This is a genomic window from Sphingomonas bisphenolicum, from assembly GCF_024349785.1.
In the GTDB taxonomy this organism is placed as follows: Bacteria; Pseudomonadota; Alphaproteobacteria; order Sphingomonadales; family Sphingomonadaceae; genus Sphingobium; species Sphingobium bisphenolicum.
In genome coordinates this window covers 1,898,227-1,919,370 of record NZ_AP018817.1, presented here as the reverse complement: position 1 = coordinate 1,919,370, position 21,144 = coordinate 1,898,227, and the positions used below count along the sequence as shown (strand labels likewise).

Here is a 21,144-nt window from a genome sequence, read left to right as displayed (position 1 = left end):
CTAAAACGACAGGAGAAGCGGATGCCGCTCGACCACCAGTTGGAAGCCATGTTCGCCGGACAGCCCGAATGGCCGCCCGTACGCAATTTTCCGATCGACGCGCTCCGCGACGCGGTCCGATCCAGTTCAGTGCAACTGCCACCGCCGGCCGTGACTCTCGCGTCGGTCGACGATCGCACGATCCCTGGCCCGGCCGGCGAAATTCCGGTGCGCATATATACGCCGGAGGGCGCTGGCCCCTTCCCTTTGATCGTCTATTTTCACGGCGGCGGTTTTGTCGTCGGCGATCTCGACACTCAGGACATGATTGCACGTGGCCTGTCGGCTGGCGCCGAAAGCGTCGTCGTCTCGGTCGGGTATCGCCTCGCACCAGAGCATAAATTCCCAGCCGCCTTCGAGGATAGTTGGGCTGCGGTGCAGTGGACAGCGGCCAACGCCACCAAGCTTGCAGGCGATGCCGCGTTGATGGCGGTAGCAGGTGACAGCGCGGGCGGCGTAATCGCCAGCGCCTGCGGCCTGCTCGCGAAGAAAGCGGGCGCACCGAAACTATCGGCTATTCTCAACTGGTACGGGCCGGGGATCCACCCGATCCCGGCGGAAGGATCGGCGATCGAATTTGCCGATGGCCCGGTGCTGCGCCTCGATGATGCTCATTTCTTCTGGGACATGTTCATCACGGACGACGCCGATTATCAGGATTTTCGCGCCAGCCCGATGAAGGCGTCCAGCCATGAAGGTCTGCCGCCAACCTTCATCGCCAGCGCCGAATGCGATCCCATCCGTGATGCCGTCGAAGCCTATGGACCAGTGCTGGAGCAGGCGGGGGTCAAAGTCGAGATGCAGCGCTATCCCGGCATGGTCCACGGCTTCGTGTCATGGGTGGGCTTCCTGCCCGGCGCGCAGGCCGCGATGGCCGATGCCTGCGCATTTGCGAAGATGCAGTTTGCCGCGTCCCGTCGGAATGCTTGACCCGATACGACGATGGGAATCGATTTCACGCCTGTTCTGTTGGAACGGCGCGCCGTGCAAGGCGCCGAAAACATGCTGTTCAACATTCAAGGGCCGTGTGCCGGCGGCGGATCACCCCATGTCGACGCGACACGCTTCCGCAGTGTCAGCTTTCAGACCTCGCCCGTAGACTGATGAATGTCATGGTGAAGTCGGGCCTGATCGAACATTGGCGAGCCAGAAAGGCACAGGTCATCGCCTGGTACTATAAGGGCAAGGTCGGAGGAGGCTTCGCCTATTGGCCTTATCGATTGAAGGCTGGGCCCAGACAGATCAAAGCGCCGATGTGGAATCGCGCGGTCGTGGTCGAAAACGAGATGATGTACCACACGGCTGAAGCGTGCGGCCCCTCCGCCCTGCTCCGTCCCGAGGGCCTCGCCATCCACTCGACGATGCAGGCCGATCCCGCCGGCTGGCAGATCACCACGAAAGACAAGGCGATCCAGCAGTTGCCGATCTGAAGCATATGCTCGACCATAGCGACGACATCGGAATTGCGCACGCGCTGTGCCTCTGAGTTGCGGAAAGCTGACGGATTCGCGAAATATCACGCGCGCCAGTCGCGTGGGCCGGTCTTCATTCAGGCGCGTCTGCATGAGGTGGCTGAAATGAACCAATTGTTCATGCAGCGTACCGGGCGGGTCGGCATGGCTTTGATCGTCTGTCGCCTGTCATAAGCGCATAGAGGAAATCCCGGAGATAGGAAGGGTAAGCCTCGACTGCCCTCTATCCTCGCCTGTACCGATGACCGGGGAGCTTCACAGTAGTTCGAAATCGGCATGACGCGGTCCGCGGCACTCGTTCCAAAAATCGACGAGACGCCATGGCCAGGACAGGAAATTGCGCTTTTGGCTGTTGTTATAATAGCTGAACGCGCGTGGATGGCTCCAGATCATGTTGACCATCTTGGTCTGCACCTTGTCCTGCCACGCATCAAAGGCAGCAACGGTCGGTTGCAACGCCTTCTTGTCTCGCGCATTGAGCCAGTCGAGGCACTCGATGGCGTAATGGACCTGACATTCGGAAATCAGGTTCTGCCCCGCGGCGTGATTAGGCGCACTGTTGGGGCCTACGGTATGGAAATAATTAGGGAAGCCGGGGATCAACATGCCGAAATAGGCGCGCGGATCCTCCATACCCCATTCGTCGCGAAGGCGCTTGCCGTCGACCCCGACGATCTCCAACTTGCCCATCATGTTGGCGACGTCAAATCCGGTGGCGCACACCAGCACGTCCAACTCGATCTCGCGACCGTCCTTCAGCACGATGCCCTTCGGCGTAATGCGGGCGATCCCTTCCTGCTCCAGATGCACATGAGGCTTCATATAGGTCGGGAAATAATTGCCGCGATCCAGAATGATGCGCTTTGAAAAAACCGGGAAGTCGGGCGTCAGCTTCTCTCGAAGATCGGGCCGATCGGGGAAGCTGCGTTCGATATGGCCGATAGCGAACTGGCGCATCGCTTCGTTGACGGCGGAAACCGACGGGGAATCCTTGGGCCATTCGGGATCGAGCAACACATTGGGGTAGAGGCCGTCGGCCGCATACCAGTAAATGCGGAAGCGATACCATTCGAGATAATGGGGAATATGCCGCATGGCGAATTTGACGCCGTCGCTGACCACATCTTCGCCCGCTGGCGTAGGCATGACCCAATGGCGGCTGCGCTGGAACACATGGAGTTCACCCACGTCATCAGCGACAGCAGGAATAAACTGTGCAGCGCTGGCACCAGTGCCTATGATCCCGACACGCTTGCCCTTAAGATCGGTTGAACTGTCCCAGGTCGCGGTGTGCTGGCGGATGCCCTGAAAACTATCGAGACCGGGTATGTTCGGCCATTTCAGGCGGTTGACCGGGCCATGGCCATTGATGACGGCATTGGCGCGGATGATCTCCTCGCTCCCGTCGGCTGTGCGCACGGTGACGTGCCAGACAGCATCCTCTTCGTCCCAGACCAGCTTTTCGACCATGGTGTTGAAGCAGATCCGCCGGCGCAGATCATGATCGTCGGCCACCATTTTGAGGTAAGCGAACATGTCGTTGCCTTGTGGATGATAATTATGCCACTCCGGGTTCAGCGCGAACGAGAAGGAATAGAAGTGGCTGGGCGTATCGACGCCGACGCCAGGATAGCGATTTTCCCACCAGGTGCCACCGACCTCCGCATTCTTCTCTATAATGACCCATTCATAGCCTGCTTCTTCCAGCTTGATGCCAGCCGCCATACCCGTCATGCCGGCGCCGATCACCAACACCTTGAAGTCGGGATTGGCAGGTCTGCGGCGGGGGTTATCGCGGCGCGGCGTTTCATGACGAAAACCGATCTGATCGAAAAGCAGGGGCAAAAATTCCGGTTCGACATCTTCGGCCAGACCGGCGGCCATCATGCGACGCATCAGCGCATCGGAAGGGCTGCCATCCCGTGCTGCGCCGGGTGTGATCAGGAGATGGTGCAGCTTTTCGCGCAGTTCGCCCAGCAGATCAGCTGGCAGCGCTTCGGGCGGATAGGCGTAGGGCGATTTGAAATGCGGTGCGAACCTGTCGAGCATCGCTTCATCGCTGCTCAGATGCACATAGGTCATCAGCAGCGTATGCGGCTCGCCCTGTTTGAGCGCCGCGCGCAATCCCGGCGTGTCGTCCATGGGTAAGCTGCGGGTCTTCAAATTGGCCGACGCGCGCTCGGTCGTGGCCTGTGCATAGTCGATTGCCATTTCCAGACTCCTGGCTTTTCTCATTCTGGTTGAAATTTGGCGACCAGAATACTCTCACCTGGCTCTGGCTCATAAGTAAGCATTCACTTACTTATCCCATGACTGTCAACGATTCATTTTTTGTCGCTCACGAGAGAGCGCACCAATCTATTGAAATAGAACGATATTATTCCCAAGATGCAACGGAGAGCCGCTTCACAAACCCCGCTTCGGAGGGACTACCAGCGGAGCTTGAGCGAGGTAAAGCCCATGACAGCACCGCCAAAAGCTACCCCCCCTGCTCCCGCGTCGGCCAGTTCGAAGTCAGGTATCCGACGTAGCCATTGTTGCAACGAGATCATGATCTCCCGCTGGCGAGATGGGATCCCATACAACGATGCGGACCCACGCCGAAGGTGAGATGGTTGTTGACCTTGCGGTCGAGGTTAATCGCCTGCGGATTGTCAAAGATCGCGGGATCCCGGTTGGCCACCATATTGGGCAGAACAACACGATCATTTCTGCGAAATTGAATGCCTTTGTAAACACAGTCCCGCATCACGCGACGATAGATATTTGACACCGCGCTGATCCGCATCAGTTCCTCGATGGCAATTTGAAAGGCCGCCGGATCATCCAGCCTGCCCCGAAAATGAGCGCGGGCCTCCGGCGTGGTCGCCAGATACCGCCAGACATAGGCCATCGTGTTTGTCACCGTATCCAGTCCCGCAACGAACAGCAGGAAGCCGCAATTCAATATGTCCTGCCATGGATAACGCCCTCCTGCTTCGTCCCGCGCCGCAACGATGGCGGATGCGATATCATGTCCAGGTTCGCGTAGCTTGGCGCGGAACATCTCGTCCAGAACCTCGTAAATGTCCGTAACATTCATCGCCCGCACCTGGGAATCAGTGCTCCGGAAGAAGATATTGGCCAAGGCGATAAATTCCGGCAGCCGTTCTTCAGGCAGGCCAAACAGGTCCAGAAATGTTGCGGTCGGAAATTTCGCCGCATAATCCTCGATGAAATCGCACCCTCCCGCGTCGGCAAAACCGGCGATGAGGGTATTGGCGCGATGCTGCAACCCTTCCGTCATCCGACGCACGGCCAGCGGCGTGAACATCGGCGCCAGCAGCTTGCGGAAGACATTGTGATCCGGCGGATCGACCCCCTGCGGCTGCATCACCGGAAAGGGTTCGATCGGCGGGATCGGCGTCTGATGGTTCGAGAATAGCTGATGGTCGCGATACCCCTCGACGATGTCGATATATTTCAGGAAGACCCAGTGGCCGCCATTGCGCGGTGTATAGAAGATCGGTGGAACGCCCTTGCGCACGAGACCGTGCCAAATCTCCGCCGGGTCGCTCATGCCTCGGGGAATATCGAAGAAGTCGAAATCGACGATCATATCTGCAGGCACATGATCAGGGGCTGATGGTTGCCATTGTAGCATCAAGCTTTTCCGCCTTTCACGATACGCAGCGCGCCCTCTGGACAGTTACGGACAGCCAAACGCACCTTTTCCAACAAATCATCGGGGAATTCAGACTGTGCTATGACAACCTTTCCTTCGTTATCATCGGTTGAAAATATCTCAGGACAGATATCTTCACATCGCGCGTGACCCTGGCAAATATTCATGTTTGCAACAACGTACATCGACAACTATCCCAATTAGTCATTGCTTATGCTTTTACCAGCGCTTGGGTGCTCCGCCTACGCAGGCATCGGCGCCGAAGCAGCCATAAGGAACCATAAGCGACATAATCTTTGGCGGGGACGGCCTCTGCCCGGGCAGTCAACCCGACGGCGTAGCCACATCCGCCGCGCAATGTCATCGGCGCACACCATTGCAAACCCTCGCAGCAAAACCCCAACACAGTCCGACTCATCCAAAGCTTCTCGCAAGATCATGTTGACCTGCGTAGCCATATATAGGAAATGATACGCATATAGACTCTGCCTTAAGCGCAATGTCGGCGGAAGATCGGCCCCGTTATAAATATAGGCCAGCGAAGAGAGGACGTCGGCAGAGGACATGGCGGACATATACGACTTCATCATCGTCGGAGGGGGATCGGCGGGATGTGTCTTGGCAGGTCGCCTGTCGGAAAATCCGCGCAATCGCGTATTGCTGATTGAGGCAGGCGGCAAAGACAATAGCGTCTTCATCCATGCCCCCGGTGGACTGTTGCCGATCATGTATCGCGGCATGTTCCAATGGATGCATGTCAGTACGCCGCAAGCCCATGCCGGGGGGCGGCAAATGTACACGCCGCGTGGCAAGGTGCTGGGTGGATCATCATCCATCAACGGCATGGTTTATGATCGCGGCACGGCAGCCGATTATGACGGCTGGCGGCAGTTGGGTAATGAAGGATGGAGCTATGACGACGTCCTCCCCTATTTCCGCAAGCTCGAAGATTTTCAGCCGGGCGGCGAAGATGGCTTTCATGGACGCGGCGGCCCGTTGCTGGTGACGCGGCCGGGAATCAAAAACCCGCTGGCCAAGGCCTTTCGCGAGGCTGCAATCGCCGCCGGCGTCCCCTATAATGATGATCCCAGTGGATCCAGGCGCGAGGGTGTCGCGCCCGCAGACGTCACTGCCTCCGCCGGCCGACGTTGGAGCGCCGCTCGCGCCTATCTGAAGCCTGCATGCAGGCGGCCAAATCTGCGCATCGTCGTCCATGCCCATGTCGAACAAATCCTCCTTGAGGACGGACGAGCCTCGGGAGTCGCCTGGCGCCGGAATGGACAGGTCGAGCAAGCCAGCGCCGAGCGCGAGGTGATCTTGTCGGCAGGCGCCATCCATTCTCCCGGCATATTGATGCAATCGGGCATCGGCGATGGCCATCATCTGCGCCAGGTCGGGGTATCTGTCATTCATAACCTGCCCGGTGTGGGCCAGAATTATCGCGACCATGTGGCGATCGCGGTCAAGCAACATTGCACCAAGCCGGTGTCGCTGTTCAACGTCTTCCATCCGCTGATAGCCACCAAGGCGCTCGCCAATTTCCTGTTGTTCCGCAAAGGACCGCTCGCCCAGCCGCCGGCGGAAATCGGCGCATATCTGCGAACCATGCCGGGCGCGGCGCATCCCGATGTCAAAGTGCATTTCGCAATGGCCCTTTATGAAGCCATGGGACGCAAGCTCATCATGGAGCATGGCTATTTTGCTCATATCGACCTGCTGAACCCGGACAGTTTCGGCGAAATCAGGCTCACCGGCCCCCGCGCTTCCGACCCGCTCTCGATTGATCCCAATATCCTGTCCACGCCGAAAGACATGGCGATGGGGCGCGCCGCCATCCGCGCTGTGCGTACCATCTTCGCGCAAAGTCCCTTCGATCCCTTCCGCGGCGAGGAACTGGCGCCGGGCGCAAATATCCGATCGGACGATGAACTCGACACCTATCTACGTGCCACCGCAACGTCGGACATTCATGCCGTCGGCACCTGTCGAATGGGGCGTGACGAGATGGCGGTCGTCGATCCGCAATTGCGGGTCCGGGGGATTTCCGGGCTACGGGTTGTCGATGCGTCTGTCATGCCAAGGGTACCGGGCGGCAATACCAATGTGCCCACGATCATGGTCGCGGAGAAGGCGGCCGACATGATTCTCGACAAAACTAGGGAGTAGCCATGCTTCAACTGCGTTTCGACAGCAAGGTGGCCCTCGTCGCCAAAGCTGGTGCCGGCCCCGGCAGGGGCTATGCCACGCCGCTTGCGCCACGCGCAATCCGGGTTTCTGGCGGCCCGCTTCTCCGGCATGCATTCAGCGCGCTCGTTCAAGTACAGACTCGTCCAATCACAGAGTAGAACGGGCTCAGACGGACCAGTCCCGACCGCCGCAGATGCAGACATCCACCTGATCAAATAGGAAGAATCACATGACCGAAGAAGAAAAGATATTTTCCGGCGGCGTCGCCGTCATCACCGGCGCGGGCGCGGGAATCGGCATGGGCATCGCCCGCCGCTGCGGCCATATCGGAATGACCGTCATTGTGACCGACATCGACAAAGCGAATGCAGACAAGGTCGCGGCGGACATCATCTCGACGGGTGGCAGGGCGGAAGCCATCAAGGTGGATGTCTCCAAGCCCGAAGCACTCGACGCCCTGGCCCAGGACGTGTTCGACCGCCATGGTGCTGTCCGCTTGCTGGTCAACAATGCGGGCATCGAAACTATCGGTAATGTATGGGAAATTCCGACAGCGCGTTGGGAAACGACGCTCAACGTCAACATTCACGGCGTTGTCCACGGCGTGCGCGCCTTCGTTCCGCATATGCTGCGCGTGGGGCAGGAAGCATGGGTCGCCAACCTCGCCTCGGTTGGTTCATTTGGCCAGATGCCGACCCAAACCGCTTATATGATGAGCAAACATGCCATCCAGTCGTTTAGCGAATGCCTTTATCTGGAGATGCAGGTCGCCAAGGTGCCCATAAATGTCTGCTCGATCATTCCGGGTATGCTCAAGACGAGTATCTTCGATGCCCAAGCCGGCAAGGGCGAACCTCAAAGCGCCGTCGCTCATCGTGCGACCATGGCGCATATGATGGCCAATTACGGCATGGACCTGGACGAGGGCTGCCGCCTCTTCGTCCAGGGCATGGCGGCCCGCAAATTCTGGATTTCCAGCCAACCTGAGATGACCGAGCAGATGCTGGCGGGCCGGATCGCCTTCTTCGAGAAGCAGGCGACGCCCGCTTTGAGCGATCAGACCCGCGCGTTGCTTGGCCTCTGAATGCGCGGGACGGTGGCGGATCATAACCGCTACCGTCATCGTCGCTATCAGGGCACCGCCAGCAGTTCCACGACTTCGATCAAATGCCCTTCGGGATCGCTGACGAAGGCCACCTTTACCCCATGCTCGGCCTTGACCTCGACATCCATCACAACTGTCGCGCCGTTCGCCCGTGCGCGTTCCACGAAGCCGACGACATCGGGCGTTTGAAAACCCAGGATCACTTCCTCATTGGCCGGCGTTGAACGGTCCACAAATTTGAAGAGGACGAAGGTGGAGCCGCCCGCCGCCGTGGGCTGGAATATGATTTCATCGATCTTGCGGTCCCCCACCGCATCCTGCACCCGCACCATTTCCGTCAGGCCCGCAACGTCTGTATAGAAGGCCGCCATCGCCTCCAAGTCCTGCACGACCAATTTAGTGAAGCCGAAATGAGCTTTCTCAGACATGTCTTGATCCTTGGTATGGGGAATGATGTGCGCCGCAAAGAATGCACACGGCCCGCCCATTATACAACGCAATCGTTCTATTTTTCCGATGGCGTATTGGCTGCGCTTGTCCTGCTTGCTTGCCAGTCGCGCAGACGATGCCTAATGCGGCCTCGCCGACGGCTTCGCCCGATCTTGCACCGCCAGGGAGTTTAGGAAAGCGCCGATGCCCGTCTCCCGTCTTTCGAGCGCCGACCGTCGCCATGCCATCATTACCGCTGCAAAGGCGGTGTTCGCGCGCTATGGACTGGAGGGCGCACGCACACAGCAGATCGCCCAGGCGGCCGGCGTTTCGGAAGCGCTGCTTTTCCGTCATTTCGCTAGCAAAACCCATATTTATCGGGCTGTTCTGCGAGAAGTCATTATCGATCAGAATGCGACTTTCAGCGCCATGGGCACTGCAGAACCCAGCACGGACGGCTTGCTGGACATCATTCGCAAGCTGGTCGAACATGCGATGAAAGGCGCTGCGGCCGATAATGTCGAGGGCATGAGGATGGTGGTCGGCAGTCTGGCGGGTGACGGCGGCTATGCGCGCCTCATATACCGACGGGCTTTGCGGCTCTCATTGCCCGCGTTGGAGCGCGCCCTTGTGGCAGCCCAATCGGACGGAGCCATCACCGGCATATTGTTGTCCCCTACCAATGCCGTGGCGTTTCTCGAACATGTGGGCACGATGATGCTTATGGCCCGCTACCATAGCAGGACCGCCGTCCCCTATGACAGGAATGAGAGGATCGTCCGGCAGGATGCGATCCTGTTCTGCGGTCGGGGACTTGGCATAACGGAGGCACGCATTCAAAAATTCCTGGATGCGCTGCCCCCCTGCCCCGTGTGATCCTATTGCCATTCCACCACAGACAAGAGATGATTGGCGCGATCGGGGAATATATAATCGAATTCCAGCATCAGCGTCTCGCCCAACATGCCGCTCGACAACAAGTCGGTCTCGACGAAGGCCTGAACGCCATTCTTCCCATAGGCATAACGGTTCACACTTCGATAGATCGGTGAAGCATCAAGCCAGGCATCCACCTCGGCATCGCCGGGTAACGGACGGTTATACACCAGTTTGAGCCGCCCCTTGAGTTCCGGGTCATTGGCGTTCGCATCCTCCAGGGCGAGGAATATTTGCTCCAGATCCTCCAGGCTCTCCAGCAGCGTGCCGTAGTGGAACGTGAATTCGGGATCTTCGTCGATCTTCGCGCGCAAGGCTGCGACCGCGGGATGCTCATGCCCGGTACCGACATGCAACGCATCGTGGATCGCCTGCATCAGGTCGCGTTGCGCATCAGGCAGCACAGAAAGATAGATGATACCGTCACCGCGCGACCGATGACTGGCATCGACAACGAAGCGGTAAAAATGCGCTCCTGAAGGCAGCACCAGATCCTGGGTCAACACATAGCCGAGCATAGTCAGCAACCGGGCCGCCACCGGCCCTTCGTCCGGCGTCTTATAGTGCAGCGCCATGTGCCCCATGGAACGGACACCTTGCTCGATTGTCGATTCCGCCGCCATTTCTCATCTCCCATTCGCATAGCTGTACCTGCAACCCGCCCGCCCACGTCGAGAGCGACAACGGCCAGCGGTGCCATCGGCTGGCCGTATGCCTCAGTTCCGCTCGGTCGCCATGCCCTCTCAGAAGCGGAATGTGCCGGACAGCCCGAATTCGCGCGGGTTGGTGACACTTGCCAGACGATAGCCCGAATCCAGCGACAATTGCGCCGTCGCAGTCGCATAGGTTGCATTGCCCAACGCAATATTGGTGATCCGCTTCTGATTCAGCATATTCTTGACAAAAACCGTCAATTCGAACCGTTGGTCCTGCGTGCGGAAACCGGCAAACAGATTGAGCAGTTCTCGATCCTGATAGCGATAATCCACCCGCTGCGAATAAAAGCCCGGACGATAGGTGAACAAGGCGCGGACGAACGGCGTCACCGCCCCCATGGGAATACGGATTTCTGTGTTCGCCGTCAGGCTGAAGTCGGGGACATCGGCCAATCGATCGTTGGAGACGCAATAGCTGACATTGCCCGTCCCGGAGACGGCCGGTTGACCATTTTGATTAGGCGCGCCGCTGCCGTCAAAGTCGTTACACGGAACCAGCGCATTCTTGTAACGCGCCTTCGTATAGGCTGCACTGATGCCGAAATCCCAGTTACGGGTGATCCGGCCATCGAGCGACGCTTCAATGCCCTTTATCGTCGCATCACCATTGTAGTTGAAGTCATAGAAACCCGTCGGTGGTGCCGATACAAAGGATTCGTAATAAATGCCGGCGAAACGGCTGAGATAATTGTCCAGCTTCTGATAATAGGCCGAGAGGGCATAATTGAAACGACGATCGGCAAAGCTGCCCTTCACTCCCAATTCGAAAGAGTCCGTCTTTTCCGGCCTGGTCTGGATAAGGTCTTCGGTCACGCCGCCAGGCACGCCAACGCCTGTGCTGCCAGCGCGATAGCTATGGCCATAGGCCGCAAAGACATTGAGCGTAGGCATGATCTGGTAGCTGATGTTCGCGCCGCCGGTCACCGGCTTGTAGGTGCGACGCTGGAGGGCTGCCGGAATAATTTCGGTCGGGCCTACCGCAAAGGCCGAACAGCCGAAATTCGGGCAGGCCAGGACATTGCCGGGCGACGAAAGCGTCAGCTGGCTGGTCTGGTTCGCCTTGATGATCGTGTAGCGCAGCCCCCCCTCGATCGACAGCGGGCCGCTGCGGAAGCGCAGATTGCCGTTGAAGGACCAGGTCGTCGTATCGACCGGCACGGTCACGATCGTATCGATCGGCAGATAGGGCAGCGCACCCAATATGGCTTGGCTCTCGGCAGGTGCGACGGGAAAGAAAAAGGCGTCGCCCGGTTGCTGCACCCGTGTCGTGCCGGTCTGGCGGGTATAGAAGGCACCCACACCCCAGCCAAGACCGTCCTTGTTGTTCGACGAGAGGCGCAGTTCGGCCGTGTCGACCTTATAGGGGATACGGACCGCAGACGCCGCGACATAGTCCGGCACGGCATTGCCCGGATCGAGATCGCGATTGATCTTGAGCAGGCTATATTGATGCGCGCCCACGAAGGACAGGGTAGCAGCCCCCAAGTCCCAGTCCGCAGCCAGATTGACCAGATGCGTCTCGTTCTGATTGCGGAACACGCCCTCCCCCGCTGCGCGATAGTCCGAGGCGCCAAGCGCAGGACCGGACGAATAATCGCCATTGGGTAAAGCGAAACCGCCAAGGAGCGGCAGCAGTTGATAATAGGGCGTGTTACCGGAACCAACGACCTGCTGGTACTGGGTGTTGTCGGCGTGAAGATATTGATAGGTCAGATAGGCCGTAAAGTCTTCGCCGGGCCTGAAGCCCAAAGTCGCACGGACACTTTCGGTACGGCCATAGGAACGGTCATTGCCGCGATTGACGTTCCGCACGTTGTTGACACGATTGCCGTCCACCAGTCCCGCCACGCGCAGGGCGACCTTGTCGGAAAAGGGCAGCGACACTGCGCCCTGGACATTATAGCCGGCACGATCGGTCGCCGTGCCCTGCATATAGCCCTCTATCGCCTCGAAGCTGGGACGACGGGTTGCGATCGTGATCGATCCCGCCGGCGCCGACAAGCCACGCAGCAGACCCTGCGGCCCGCGCAACACCTCGATCTGCTGGATGTCGTAGACGGCGGTGTAAGCGGTCTGCGCATCGGTCGGGATTTCGTTGTAATAAACCTGTACGGCCGGGCTGGTGCCCTGGTCGGGATCGAACGAAATGCCTCGCAGCGTGGTCGTGTTGTTACGGCCGGTGGTGTTGGTCATATCCAGGCCGGGCGCGAGCTGCTGCACGTCCTTGGCGTCGAAAATGCTCAACTTCTGGAGCTGCTCTCCAGTCGCGACATTGACGCTCATCGGCACATTTTGAAGCGAGCGTGCGTCGCGGGTCGCCGTTACGATGATCTCGTTGGACGCATTCTCATCCCCCGTCACTGCGTCCTGCGCCCATGAATGCGTAGGCATGGCCAGCGCCGTTCCTGCCATCAAGGCCGCAAAGCCGAAAATCTTGCCCATGACTTCCTTTCCCCATGCGGAATCACCGCTTGTCTTTTTCGAACGAAGCCGTACCATAATGGCAATGGCGGTTTGCGGGCAATGGCCTATTTGCGTTTAAAACATGTTTTTATGATACGCATATCATGCACGCCTCTTCGCATATTCATCGCATAAAAAATATTCAGTGCAATTTTGCGTTTCGGTAAAGATTCCAAACGGGGAGCAGGCATCGCATCATGATCAATAGCCGAAAGACAATTTTCCTTACAGGTGCGACCGGCAATATGGGGCGCGAGGCAGTCAGGCAGATCGCGGCGAAGTGTGACACGCACCGCCTGCGCGTTCTGATCCGCCCAGAGGAAAAGGATCATCCCGTGGTCGGCGATATCCGCCGCAGGGGTCTTGCGGAAATCGTCTGGGGCGACCTCACCGATCCCATGTCGATCCGTGAAGGGGTAACAGACGCGAATGCAGTGCTGCACGTCGGAGCCCTTGTCTCTCCATTGGCGGATCGGTTGCCACCCGCCGTGGTCACCAAGGTCAATGTCGATGGCACCCGCAACATCGTCGACGCCATCCATGCCGTCGCCGATCCCAAGACGACCAAACTGGTTTACATCGGCACCGTGGCGGAGACCGGCAGCCGCAACGCGCCCGTTCATTGGGGCCGCTGCGGCGACCCGGTCAAGATCAGCATCTATGATCATTATGCCGCCACCAAGACCCAAGCCGAAGCGATCGTGGCGCAAAGCGGAATCGCCCATTGGGTCTCGCTGCGTCAAAGCGGCATGGCGCATTATGACATGTGGAAAATCTTCGACCCCATCATGTTTCACAACCCGGTCAATGGCGTGTTCGAATGGTCGTCCGCCCATGACAGCGGGCGACTGATGGCAGCCTTGTGCGAGGACGATCTGCCGGAAGAGTTGTGGCGCGGCTTCTACAATATCGGTGGCGGCGCGACATCCCGGGTGGTGAACCATGAGTTCATGGAAAAAACCATGCCGACCTACCGGAAGATCCTGAAACCGCACTGGTTCGCAACGCGTAACTTCCACGGCCAATGGTATGCCGATTCCGATCGGCTCGAAACATTGGTGCCATTCCGGGAACAGTCGCTGGCCGACTATTTCGAACAGGCGCCGAAACACATGCCATGGATTGCACGCCTCATCCCCCGACTGATGCCCGGCGCGGTCGGCAAACGGGTCGAAAAGCTGGCAATGGCGCCCGAAGGGCCGCTCCACTGGTTCGCCCATAATGACGTGGACAAGATCAACGCCTATTTCGGCTCTCGCGCTGCGTGGGAAGCCATCCCGCGCGACTGGGATGCGTTCGTCCTGGCCCAGCCTTCGCGCGAACCGACTTTCCTCGACCATGGATATGACGAAAGCCGTTCGCCGGAGAATTGGCGCATCGACGATCTGCGGCAAGGCGCCGAGTATCGCGGTGGGCGATGCCTGGCGCAGAGCTGCGATGGTCCCGACACGCCCGTCGAATGGCAGTCGTCGGCAGGCTGGCGCTTTATGATGACCCCGCGCCTCTATCTGAGAGGCGGCCATTGGTGTCCGAGCACGATGGTCGATCCGACGCGCTATGATGCAGAAGCGGCTCGCAATCCCTTCTTCGCACAAGTCTGGAGCGACGCAGCCGGCTGAGGCAAGCCGACCATGATGGGAAGAGCATCTATAGGATTCTCTTCCCAGAGGGATAATCTCCCCTTTACCGCAAAGGCAATGTCAGCCGGGTGGTGACATGGGTCAGCGGGTGGCGCTGGCCGTTCCAGAAGAAATCGCCCGGCAGATCCTTGGGCCGGCTAATCTCGGCGCTCAGCCTGTTGCCATGCACGCGATAGCGTACACGCACCCGACCATAAGGCGTCGCCGCCGTCGCGCTCACATTGCGCAACGTCCCCAGCGCAGGTTCGACCTTGAGCCGCGCATAGCCCGGCGCATCCGGACCGATCCCCGCGACGATGCCTAACAAATCGGCGGTAGGATGGGCACTCCAGGCGTGACTGTCGGATCGGGTGGAAGCGTTTGTTCCCGCTTGCCCTGCACCGTCCCGTTCTTCCGGCCAGGTCGTATAGTTGAGCTTCAGCAGATCGCGCCAGGTATCCAGTAAGCCAATATAGCGCGCTCCCTGTCCGACATGCACCAGCGCCTGCGCCAGATACCAGGCGAAATAATAGCTGACGGGAGTTACGCCCTCGGGCGCAGCGATACCCTTGCCCGGCACTATGATGTGATCGACGACAGCGCGGGCTTCATCCTTCGATCCGACGTCGTAGAGAATGGCGAGAGCATTCATATGCTGGCTGAAGCGGTTCCCGTCGGGATTGTCGGCGAACAGCCCGCGCGCCGGCACCCAGCAGCGGGAACGGATCGCCGCCTTTACCGTTTCGGCCCGGGCTGCATAGCGCCGCCCCGTCGCCGCGTCGCCGAACGCCGCTTCGATCGCTGCGCCCTGTTGCAACGCGCCCAGCCAGTGGGCGCTCGTCAGGCAGCTTTCCTGCGCTTCCTGTCCGTAGGACGGAAATTCCGTTCGATCGACCGCGGACTGACCGACCCAGTCGACGAAATTCCATTGCGGATTCTTGGTCAGGAGTCCGCTCTTACCCCTATATGCCTCGAACCAGTCGAGAATATCGCGCATCCGGGCGATGTTGCGGATGATGGGCGCCGGATCGGGCTGACGCATCCGCCAATCGTCCAGCATCCCGACCCAGAGCAATGCAAAGGGCGCAATGACATTATGGCCACGCGTCGGCCAGGCGCTTTCGATGAGACCGCCTTCGACATTGGACGCCGCATAGGCATCGATCGCCTGCTCCGCGAGACGAGGATCGCCCGACACCGCATAGGAAATCAGCATCTGCAACCGGGTGTCGCCCGCATATTGCAACTGCTCCCAAAAGGCCGTGTCCATGTAGGTTTCATGCGCGTCGATCCGGGCCGTACGCCAGCCGACATCGAAAATCCGCTGCAGCGACGGATCGTCACTCGCAAAGCGTCCGACCTGCTGGAAGGGATAGCCCGTTTCGAAGGCGCGCAAACCCTCCAGCCGCAAGGGCTGGTCTTTCGTCTCGACCGCGATCTCGGCATAGCGCCAGGTTCGCCACCAGAGCGGTGCCAAGCGGCGGGGCTGCCCATCGGCGACAAATGTGTCCCAGATGCCGATCGGCTTGCGATCCGCGATCAGGTTCCGATCGCCCTTGCGATTCTTCGCGTCGTAGAGCGCTTCGGCCCATGTCAGCTTGATCGTCGCCCCCTGCCCGCCCGAGACGCTGAGTTCCGGATAGGCCGACACCATTGCGTCGCGCTGGAGCAGCAGTTTCACTTTGCTGTTGGCGGGAATGGTGACGGCCCGGGACGGGAAGGCCATTCCGCCCGGCAGATCGGTGCGCACCACCTGCCCGGCAGCTATGGGCATATAGCGTTGCTGCGGCAAACGGTCGGCTACCAGCGTGCGGGCAGCGGCATCGGGCGCGGGGACTGCGTCCTGCCACCCATGGCCGGTTTCCTTCGGCCCTACCGCGTCGAAATCGGCCTTGGCGGCGTCGATCGTTTCAGGATTGCCGGCGACATAGTACCAGAATTTCACCTGCTTCCACCCGTTGGCAAAGCCGTGGCCCGTGTCGCGCTTGACGCGCCAGCCCCGCTTGTCCGTGGCGATTGCGGCGGCATCGCCATCGCCCATCAGGCGAAAACCGGTCGCGACGCTCTGCTGCAAAAGCGGCGCCGTACTGGTGAACAATGCTGCGCCTTGCGCGGCCGACATCTGTTCCGCCGTGGGGTTGGGCGGCAGCTTCAATGGCTGAACGCCGTTCCAGACCGTCGCTGCGACGACGTTCGCACCGCGTTTCAACCATGGCGCAAGGTCGATGCCCTCTTCCCGCCAGTGGGCGATGTCGCCGGTCGAGGGACCGGAGGCGACGCGCTGGCCGTTCACATAGAGGATGAAACGATTATCGGCAGTGACGCGGACAGTATAGCTTTTGGGTTTCGCCTTGAGATCGACGGTTCTGCGAAAATGCAGGACGATCGGCCGTGCCTGTAGCCCGGCCTCCGCGTGACTGATCCACCCTTGCGCGCCCGTCTGCGCCACAGCCGCAGGAGCGCTACCCGCGAGGAGCGCAGCGGCAAGCCAGGAATAATTCCTCACTTCCTGGTCTCCGGGGCAAGGGCGCGGGCCAAAGCCGCTTCCAGCGCGGTCGTGAACTGCTGTGAAACCTGGCTCCTAGGGGCAATCAGTTCAAACCCGTGGTACGCGCCCGGCACCACCAGCAATTCGGTCGGGACCGCGGCATTCACGAGACGACGCGCGAAGTCGATATCCTCGTCTGCGAACAGGTCGATGGAACCGACGCCGATAAAGGTGGGCGGCAGGCCCTTCAAATCCGCGACGCGAGCGGGGACGGCGCCCGCCGGGAAAGCCGCTCCACCGGGCGCACGTCCCAGCATAGCTTTCCAGCCCTCACGATTCTGACGGGCAGTCCAGATGATCTGGCCGATGGTCGGCGGGACCGGGCGGCTGGTGCCGGTGCGATCGTCCAGCATGGGATAGAGCAGCGCCTGAAAAGCGATCGGCACTTGCTTCCGGTCCCGCGCGGCGAGACTGACCATCGCCGCGATCCCGCCGCCCGCGCTTCCGCCCAACAAGGCGATGCGGCGGCGATCGACGCCCAACAGGGCAGCCTCGTCATACAACCATTTGAGGGCCGTATAATTATCCTCCATCGGCGCGGGAAAGGGCGCTGCGGTAGCGAGCCGATATTGCGCACTGACGATCACGCAATCGAGCCGGGCGGCAAGTGACCTCAGCGCCGTCAGATTGTCCCGCGCATCGCCCGAGATAAAACCGCCGCCATGGATGAAGAGGATCGCCCCGCGCGGAGACTTGGCCGCGTCGGCGCCGGCATTGATGACATAGGCAGTGACGGGGGGCTGGCCGTTACGGGCTGGAAGGCGTCGCTCTACTATGCCGTCCGGCAGAGCGCCGGGCTTGGGTGGCGTGAATTGGGCGCCATTTTGCTGCGCTTGCAGGATGATGCTCGCCATTGGACGCAACTCGGGGTTGACCGGCGCGAGGCGCGGGTCTGGGACCGGCGCTGTCGCAGCCGTCAATAGCAAGGCGCCCGCCAGGACGGCGATTCGCATCATCTTTGCGCCTCCATTACGACAGGTCCGGTCCATCCCGCCGCGACGGGTTTCAGCTTCTTATAGGTCGGGTCTTTGGGATTGATCATCGCATTCTGTGGCACATTGGCGATGGTGACGACCAGGTCATTCGTGCCGCCCTTTAACACGCCGGACAGGTCGACCCGATAGGGCGCGCTGATCGCCGGCGGTAGGATCTGGCCGTTGACGGTCACGGTCGCCATATCATGCAATTGCCCCAGATCGAGCGTGACCCTGGTGCCGGCGGCAAGCCAGCCTGCATCGACGCTGACCGTGCGACGATAGGTAGCGCTTCCGGCGAAACCCGCAAGATCGGGCACCTCACGCCAATCCTTCAGCGTCACCTGTCCGAAATCATGCGCATAGGATTTGCGCGCGACATGGCCCTCGACCTTGAGCGACCAGCCTTCGGCAGGAACGACGATCCGCCCCACCTGTTGCCGCACGCCAAGGTCCAGCGGCGGTCCGTTGGGGTCGAGTATGAGCAGCGCGCTTTCGCCAGGCGCTACAATCAGGTCCATAGATGTCGTGCCGTCGCCTCGCGTCGAGGAGAGCGGATCGACGCTGCCATCCATCGCGTTCCAGCGGCTGACCTCACCCGCCTGTGGCAAGGCCAGCGTGACACTGCGTGCCGCGTCGCCGCGATTATGCAGGAAGGTGACGATCCGTCCCTCGACCCTGCGCTGGACATAGACCAGGTCGGTCGCATCGCCCGTAAAGGTCAGATTGGCGGGAATGGCTGCCGTCCGCAGCGCGAACGCGATCGCGTCGGCTGGCACGATCTTCGCCCCGGCCTTGAGCGCAACGGCAACCGCTCTCTTCACCCGTGCATCGCGGCGCTTCATGTCGGCCAGCCCCTCATCCCGACCCGGCGTGCGGTCGGTGAACAGGACGGGCAGGCCCGCTTTGGTGAAGGCGGCGATTTTTTCGGCGGTATCCGCGCGAATGGCCTCCAGTGGCGGAAGGACCAGAACGGGATACCGTTGCCCACCCTTGGATACCAGCTGGCGGTCCTCGATTCGGGCGTGGGCGATGGAATCCGGATTGATCCGGTCATAATCATAGCCGCCAGCCAGGAACGTCTTTTCGGCTGCTTGCGCGCCCGCGCCCTCATCCTCGATGCCGACATAATAGCCGGTGCGCCCATAGAAATAGGCGACGGGGACCATCGCCTCTCCGGCCTGCATCACCGATTGCAGGCGCGCAATATAGGTAGCGAGCGGCTTGACGGCCGGCCAAATGGGATTGGTTTCGTCGAACATGGTGGAAAAACCGCCTGCAAAGGGACTCGGCTGGAACGCATGCCAGCCGGGCCAATCGCTGGCATGGAAGCGATAGTTCATGCCGTGCAGGATCATGGAATTCACTCCGCCCGCAATCAGCAGGTCCACGCGGCGACGCATTTCGTCCGGCGTCACCTCATAGGCGCGGTCCTTCCAGACCAGGCTTTCCGCCGACACCAGCGGCCGGCCGTAGAGATGCGCGGCCGACCGCGCGAAGCGCATGAACAACGGATCGCCGTCATGCACCAGATCCTCGGTTTCGGGAATGTCCGCTAGGCCATAGCCTTTGATGATGTCGAATGCCCCGCCATGCGCCTGAAACTTGGCCTTGATCCCATGTGCATGATTCCATGCGACGAATGGCTCGATGAACCCGGCGATCATCATATCGGACACGGTCAGCCGATAATCGGAGCGCACCCGCTCGGCCAGTTCATCGCCGGCACTGTTGAAATAGGGCGGAGACCAATGTTCGTCCCACGCCTGCATCCAGCCGGGCTGCACGACGAAGGGCAGATAGGGCGTCAGATCATAGCCTCGCCGCTTGCGGAACTCGCCCAGAAATTGCGGGCCCCATTGGATGTCCTGCATCAATTCGAGGCTGTCGACGAAGGTCGAGCGGATGCCGACTGGATTCTCGCCCAATGGATCGCCGACGCGCGCGGCATGGGCGGCAAAGGCGGTGGGGTCCATATGATCGAGGATAAGCTGCGGCCCACGACCAGCCGCTCCCAGAACGCCGACATCGGACGCATATTGTTTGAACAGGAAGACCTGCCACACGCCCGGTGGCGGGGTCCAGTCCAGCGTCCCGTCTTCGCGCAGCCTGTCGGTCAATACGATGCGGCTTGACGCATCGAGCGCACCCGGCGTCTCAACATCTTTCCATGGCGAAATGGTGAAGCCCATCGGCCCTGCCGCGGCGCCATTGAGCGTGGGTGCGGCGCCCTTCATGGCAACGACCGCAACGATGCGGGCGCGGGCGTCCAGCCGCTTGCCCCAATCGGCAAATTCCGGCGCCTTCACACGGGCATCCAGAAAGTTGAGCGCGCCCAGCCGGCGGGTGCGCTTGGGTATCTCGACCGGGATTGGGCCTGCCGTGCCGCCCTGTACCTCGGTCCGCGCCATGGCGAGTTCAGTAAAGGCCTTTTCCGGCGGAATCGCGACGCCACCGCCCGACGGCCAGGACGAACCAAGCGTGTAATCGAGGCTGAGGCCCAATGCCTTGGCCGCTTCCCCAGCCGCGCGGACATGCACGAAGAAGGACGGCTCGGCATAATCGTTGACGACCGCCTTCTCCTCCGGCGTCAGCGTCACGAAATTGGGCGACATCGCCTGAATTTCACCGCCCGCAAAGCCATTGTCCGCCATCAGCTTCACTTCGCGGCGCAATTCTTCTTCGCTCACCGCGGCACCCGGCCACCACCAGCGTAAACGTGGCTTGGCTTCCGCGGGCGGGTGAGCAAAACCCTCCTCCAGGGAGCCTGCCATGGCCGGGAGCGATGCCAGCATGGCCGATGCCGTCAATAGGCTGGCCAACAATCTGCATGTCATCGTCATGTCTTCACAGGCCCTTCTCTTTAAAAGGTGACGGGACACAGCGCTTCCTAGCTGCCGCCCTCCGCAAACCCGCGGCCTCAGAAAATGCGGGCGCATCATAATAACATGTGATGGAGCGCGCCGACCGAGATAGCGTCACCCGTCGGCTC

General features: G+C 60.3%; 15 protein-coding genes. 6 read left to right on the top strand and 9 right to left on the bottom strand.

Annotation, left to right across the window (positions count from 1 at the left end):
* Nucleotides 1-21 precede the first annotated feature (21 nt).
* Nucleotides 22-969: an alpha/beta hydrolase gene (locus SBA_RS09500; RefSeq protein WP_261934224.1), complete on the top strand. Its 948-nt coding sequence runs from the start codon at nucleotides 22-24 to the stop codon at nucleotides 967-969.
* A gap of 182 nt (nucleotides 970-1,151) precedes the next feature.
* Nucleotides 1,152-1,469 (top strand): hypothetical protein, encoded by a 318-nt coding sequence (locus SBA_RS09495; RefSeq protein WP_261934223.1) that lies wholly within the window; start codon nucleotides 1,152-1,154, stop codon nucleotides 1,467-1,469.
* A 297-nt stretch (nucleotides 1,470-1,766) separates the two neighbouring features.
* On the opposite strand, the gene SBA_RS09490 is transcribed toward SBA_RS09495, so the two are convergent.
* The 3 genes from SBA_RS09490 to SBA_RS09480 all read right to left on the bottom strand — a co-directional run bounded on the left by SBA_RS09490 (nucleotide 1,767) and on the right by SBA_RS09480 (nucleotide 5,360).
* Nucleotides 1,767-3,722, bottom strand: coding sequence for a flavin-containing monooxygenase (locus SBA_RS09490; RefSeq protein WP_261934222.1), 1,956 nt, complete (start codon nucleotides 3,720-3,722; stop codon nucleotides 1,767-1,769).
* Between the two features lie 337 nt (nucleotides 3,723-4,059).
* Entirely contained in the window at nucleotides 4,060-5,109 is a 1,050-nt protein-coding gene (locus SBA_RS09485) for a cytochrome P450 (RefSeq protein ID WP_261934221.1), read from the bottom strand.
* A gap of 44 nt (nucleotides 5,110-5,153) precedes the next feature.
* The gene (locus SBA_RS09480) at nucleotides 5,154-5,360 is read right to left on the bottom strand and encodes a ferredoxin (RefSeq protein WP_261934220.1); all 207 of its coding nucleotides are present in this window, start codon (nucleotides 5,358-5,360) and stop codon (nucleotides 5,154-5,156) included.
* Nucleotides 5,361-5,739: 379 nt separating this feature from the next.
* On the opposite strand from SBA_RS09480, the gene SBA_RS09475 reads away from it, so the two are divergent.
* Together SBA_RS09475 and SBA_RS09470 are read left to right on the top strand one after the other, a co-directional pair.
* Nucleotides 5,740-7,341 carry a GMC family oxidoreductase gene (locus SBA_RS09475; RefSeq protein ID WP_261934219.1) on the top strand — a complete coding sequence of 534 codons (1,602 nt, stop codon included), beginning with the start codon at nucleotides 5,740-5,742 and terminating at the stop codon, nucleotides 7,339-7,341.
* A gap of 250 nt (nucleotides 7,342-7,591) precedes the next feature.
* Nucleotides 7,592-8,446 (top strand): SDR family NAD(P)-dependent oxidoreductase, encoded by an 855-nt coding sequence (locus SBA_RS09470; RefSeq protein WP_261934218.1) that lies wholly within the window; start codon nucleotides 7,592-7,594, stop codon nucleotides 8,444-8,446.
* A 47-nt stretch (nucleotides 8,447-8,493) separates the two neighbouring features.
* Here SBA_RS09470 and SBA_RS09465 read toward each other — a convergent pair whose 3' ends face one another.
* Nucleotides 8,494-8,895 (bottom strand): VOC family protein, encoded by a 402-nt coding sequence (locus tag SBA_RS09465; protein ID WP_261934217.1) that lies wholly within the window; start codon nucleotides 8,893-8,895, stop codon nucleotides 8,494-8,496.
* A gap of 205 nt (nucleotides 8,896-9,100) precedes the next feature.
* On the opposite strand from SBA_RS09465, the gene SBA_RS09460 reads away from it, so the two are divergent.
* Nucleotides 9,101-9,772: a TetR/AcrR family transcriptional regulator gene (locus tag SBA_RS09460; RefSeq protein WP_261934216.1), complete on the top strand. Its 672-nt coding sequence runs from the start codon at nucleotides 9,101-9,103 to the stop codon at nucleotides 9,770-9,772.
* Nucleotides 9,773-9,774: 2 nt separating this feature from the next.
* Here SBA_RS09460 and SBA_RS09455 read toward each other — a convergent pair whose 3' ends face one another.
* Both SBA_RS09455 and SBA_RS09450 read right to left on the bottom strand, forming a co-directional pair.
* A complete protein-coding gene (locus tag SBA_RS09455; protein ID WP_261934215.1) occupies nucleotides 9,775-10,455 on the bottom strand; it encodes a hypothetical protein in 681 nt (226 codons plus the stop codon).
* Nucleotides 10,456-10,575: 120 nt separating this feature from the next.
* Entirely contained in the window at nucleotides 10,576-12,990 is a 2,415-nt protein-coding gene (locus SBA_RS09450) for a TonB-dependent receptor (RefSeq protein WP_261934214.1), read from the bottom strand.
* A 218-nt stretch (nucleotides 12,991-13,208) separates the two neighbouring features.
* Here SBA_RS09450 and SBA_RS09445 point away from each other — a divergent pair, with 218 nt between their 5' ends.
* Nucleotides 13,209-14,630 (top strand): NAD-dependent epimerase/dehydratase family protein, encoded by a 1,422-nt coding sequence (locus SBA_RS09445; protein WP_261934213.1) that lies wholly within the window; start codon nucleotides 13,209-13,211, stop codon nucleotides 14,628-14,630.
* Between the two features lie 64 nt (nucleotides 14,631-14,694).
* Here the strand turns inward: SBA_RS09445 and SBA_RS09440 are convergent, their stop codons facing one another.
* The 3 genes from SBA_RS09440 to SBA_RS09430 are packed head-to-tail and all read right to left on the bottom strand — an operon-like array spanning nucleotide 14,695 to nucleotide 20,842.
* The gene (locus SBA_RS09440; RefSeq protein WP_261934212.1) at nucleotides 14,695-17,136 is read right to left on the bottom strand and encodes an alpha-L-rhamnosidase-related protein; all 2,442 of its coding nucleotides are present in this window, start codon (nucleotides 17,134-17,136) and stop codon (nucleotides 14,695-14,697) included.
* The gene (locus SBA_RS09435; RefSeq protein ID WP_261934211.1) at nucleotides 17,133-18,134 is read right to left on the bottom strand and encodes an alpha/beta hydrolase; all 1,002 of its coding nucleotides are present in this window, start codon (nucleotides 18,132-18,134) and stop codon (nucleotides 17,133-17,135) included. The genes SBA_RS09440 and SBA_RS09435 overlap by 4 nt, the downstream gene beginning before the upstream one ends.
* The gene (locus SBA_RS09430; protein ID WP_390902324.1) at nucleotides 18,131-20,842 is read right to left on the bottom strand and encodes a glycosyl hydrolase; all 2,712 of its coding nucleotides are present in this window, start codon (nucleotides 20,840-20,842) and stop codon (nucleotides 18,131-18,133) included. The genes SBA_RS09435 and SBA_RS09430 overlap by 4 nt, the downstream gene beginning before the upstream one ends.
* Nucleotides 20,843-21,144: the final 302 nt, after the last annotated feature.

Excerpts from the sequence above, each read along its gene's own strand:
- SBA_RS09500 (WP_261934224.1), top strand. The coding sequence starts at position 22 with ATGCCGCTCGACCACCAGTTGGAAGCCATGTTCGCCGGACAGCCCGAA.
- SBA_RS09495 (WP_261934223.1), top strand. The coding sequence starts at position 1,152 with ATGGTGAAGTCGGGCCTGATCGAACATTGGCGAGCCAGAAAGGCACAG.
- SBA_RS09490 (WP_261934222.1), bottom strand. The coding sequence starts at position 3,722 with ATGGCAATCGACTATGCACAGGCCACGACCGAGCGCGCGTCGGCCAAT.
- SBA_RS09485 (WP_261934221.1), bottom strand. The coding sequence starts at position 5,109 with ATGATCGTCGATTTCGACTTCTTCGATATTCCCCGAGGCATGAGCGAC.
- SBA_RS09480 (WP_261934220.1), bottom strand. The coding sequence starts at position 5,360 with ATGTACGTTGTTGCAAACATGAATATTTGCCAGGGTCACGCGCGATGT.
- SBA_RS09475 (WP_261934219.1), top strand. The coding sequence starts at position 5,740 with ATGGCGGACATATACGACTTCATCATCGTCGGAGGGGGATCGGCGGGA.
- SBA_RS09470 (WP_261934218.1), top strand. The coding sequence starts at position 7,592 with ATGACCGAAGAAGAAAAGATATTTTCCGGCGGCGTCGCCGTCATCACC.
- SBA_RS09465 (WP_261934217.1), bottom strand. The coding sequence starts at position 8,895 with ATGTCTGAGAAAGCTCATTTCGGCTTCACTAAATTGGTCGTGCAGGAC.
- SBA_RS09460 (WP_261934216.1), top strand. The coding sequence starts at position 9,101 with ATGCCCGTCTCCCGTCTTTCGAGCGCCGACCGTCGCCATGCCATCATT.
- SBA_RS09455 (WP_261934215.1), bottom strand. The coding sequence starts at position 10,455 with ATGGCGGCGGAATCGACAATCGAGCAAGGTGTCCGTTCCATGGGGCAC.
- SBA_RS09450 (WP_261934214.1), bottom strand. The coding sequence starts at position 12,990 with ATGGGCAAGATTTTCGGCTTTGCGGCCTTGATGGCAGGAACGGCGCTG.
- SBA_RS09445 (WP_261934213.1), top strand. The coding sequence starts at position 13,209 with ATGATCAATAGCCGAAAGACAATTTTCCTTACAGGTGCGACCGGCAAT.
- SBA_RS09435 (WP_261934211.1), bottom strand. The coding sequence starts at position 18,134 with ATGATGCGAATCGCCGTCCTGGCGGGCGCCTTGCTATTGACGGCTGCG.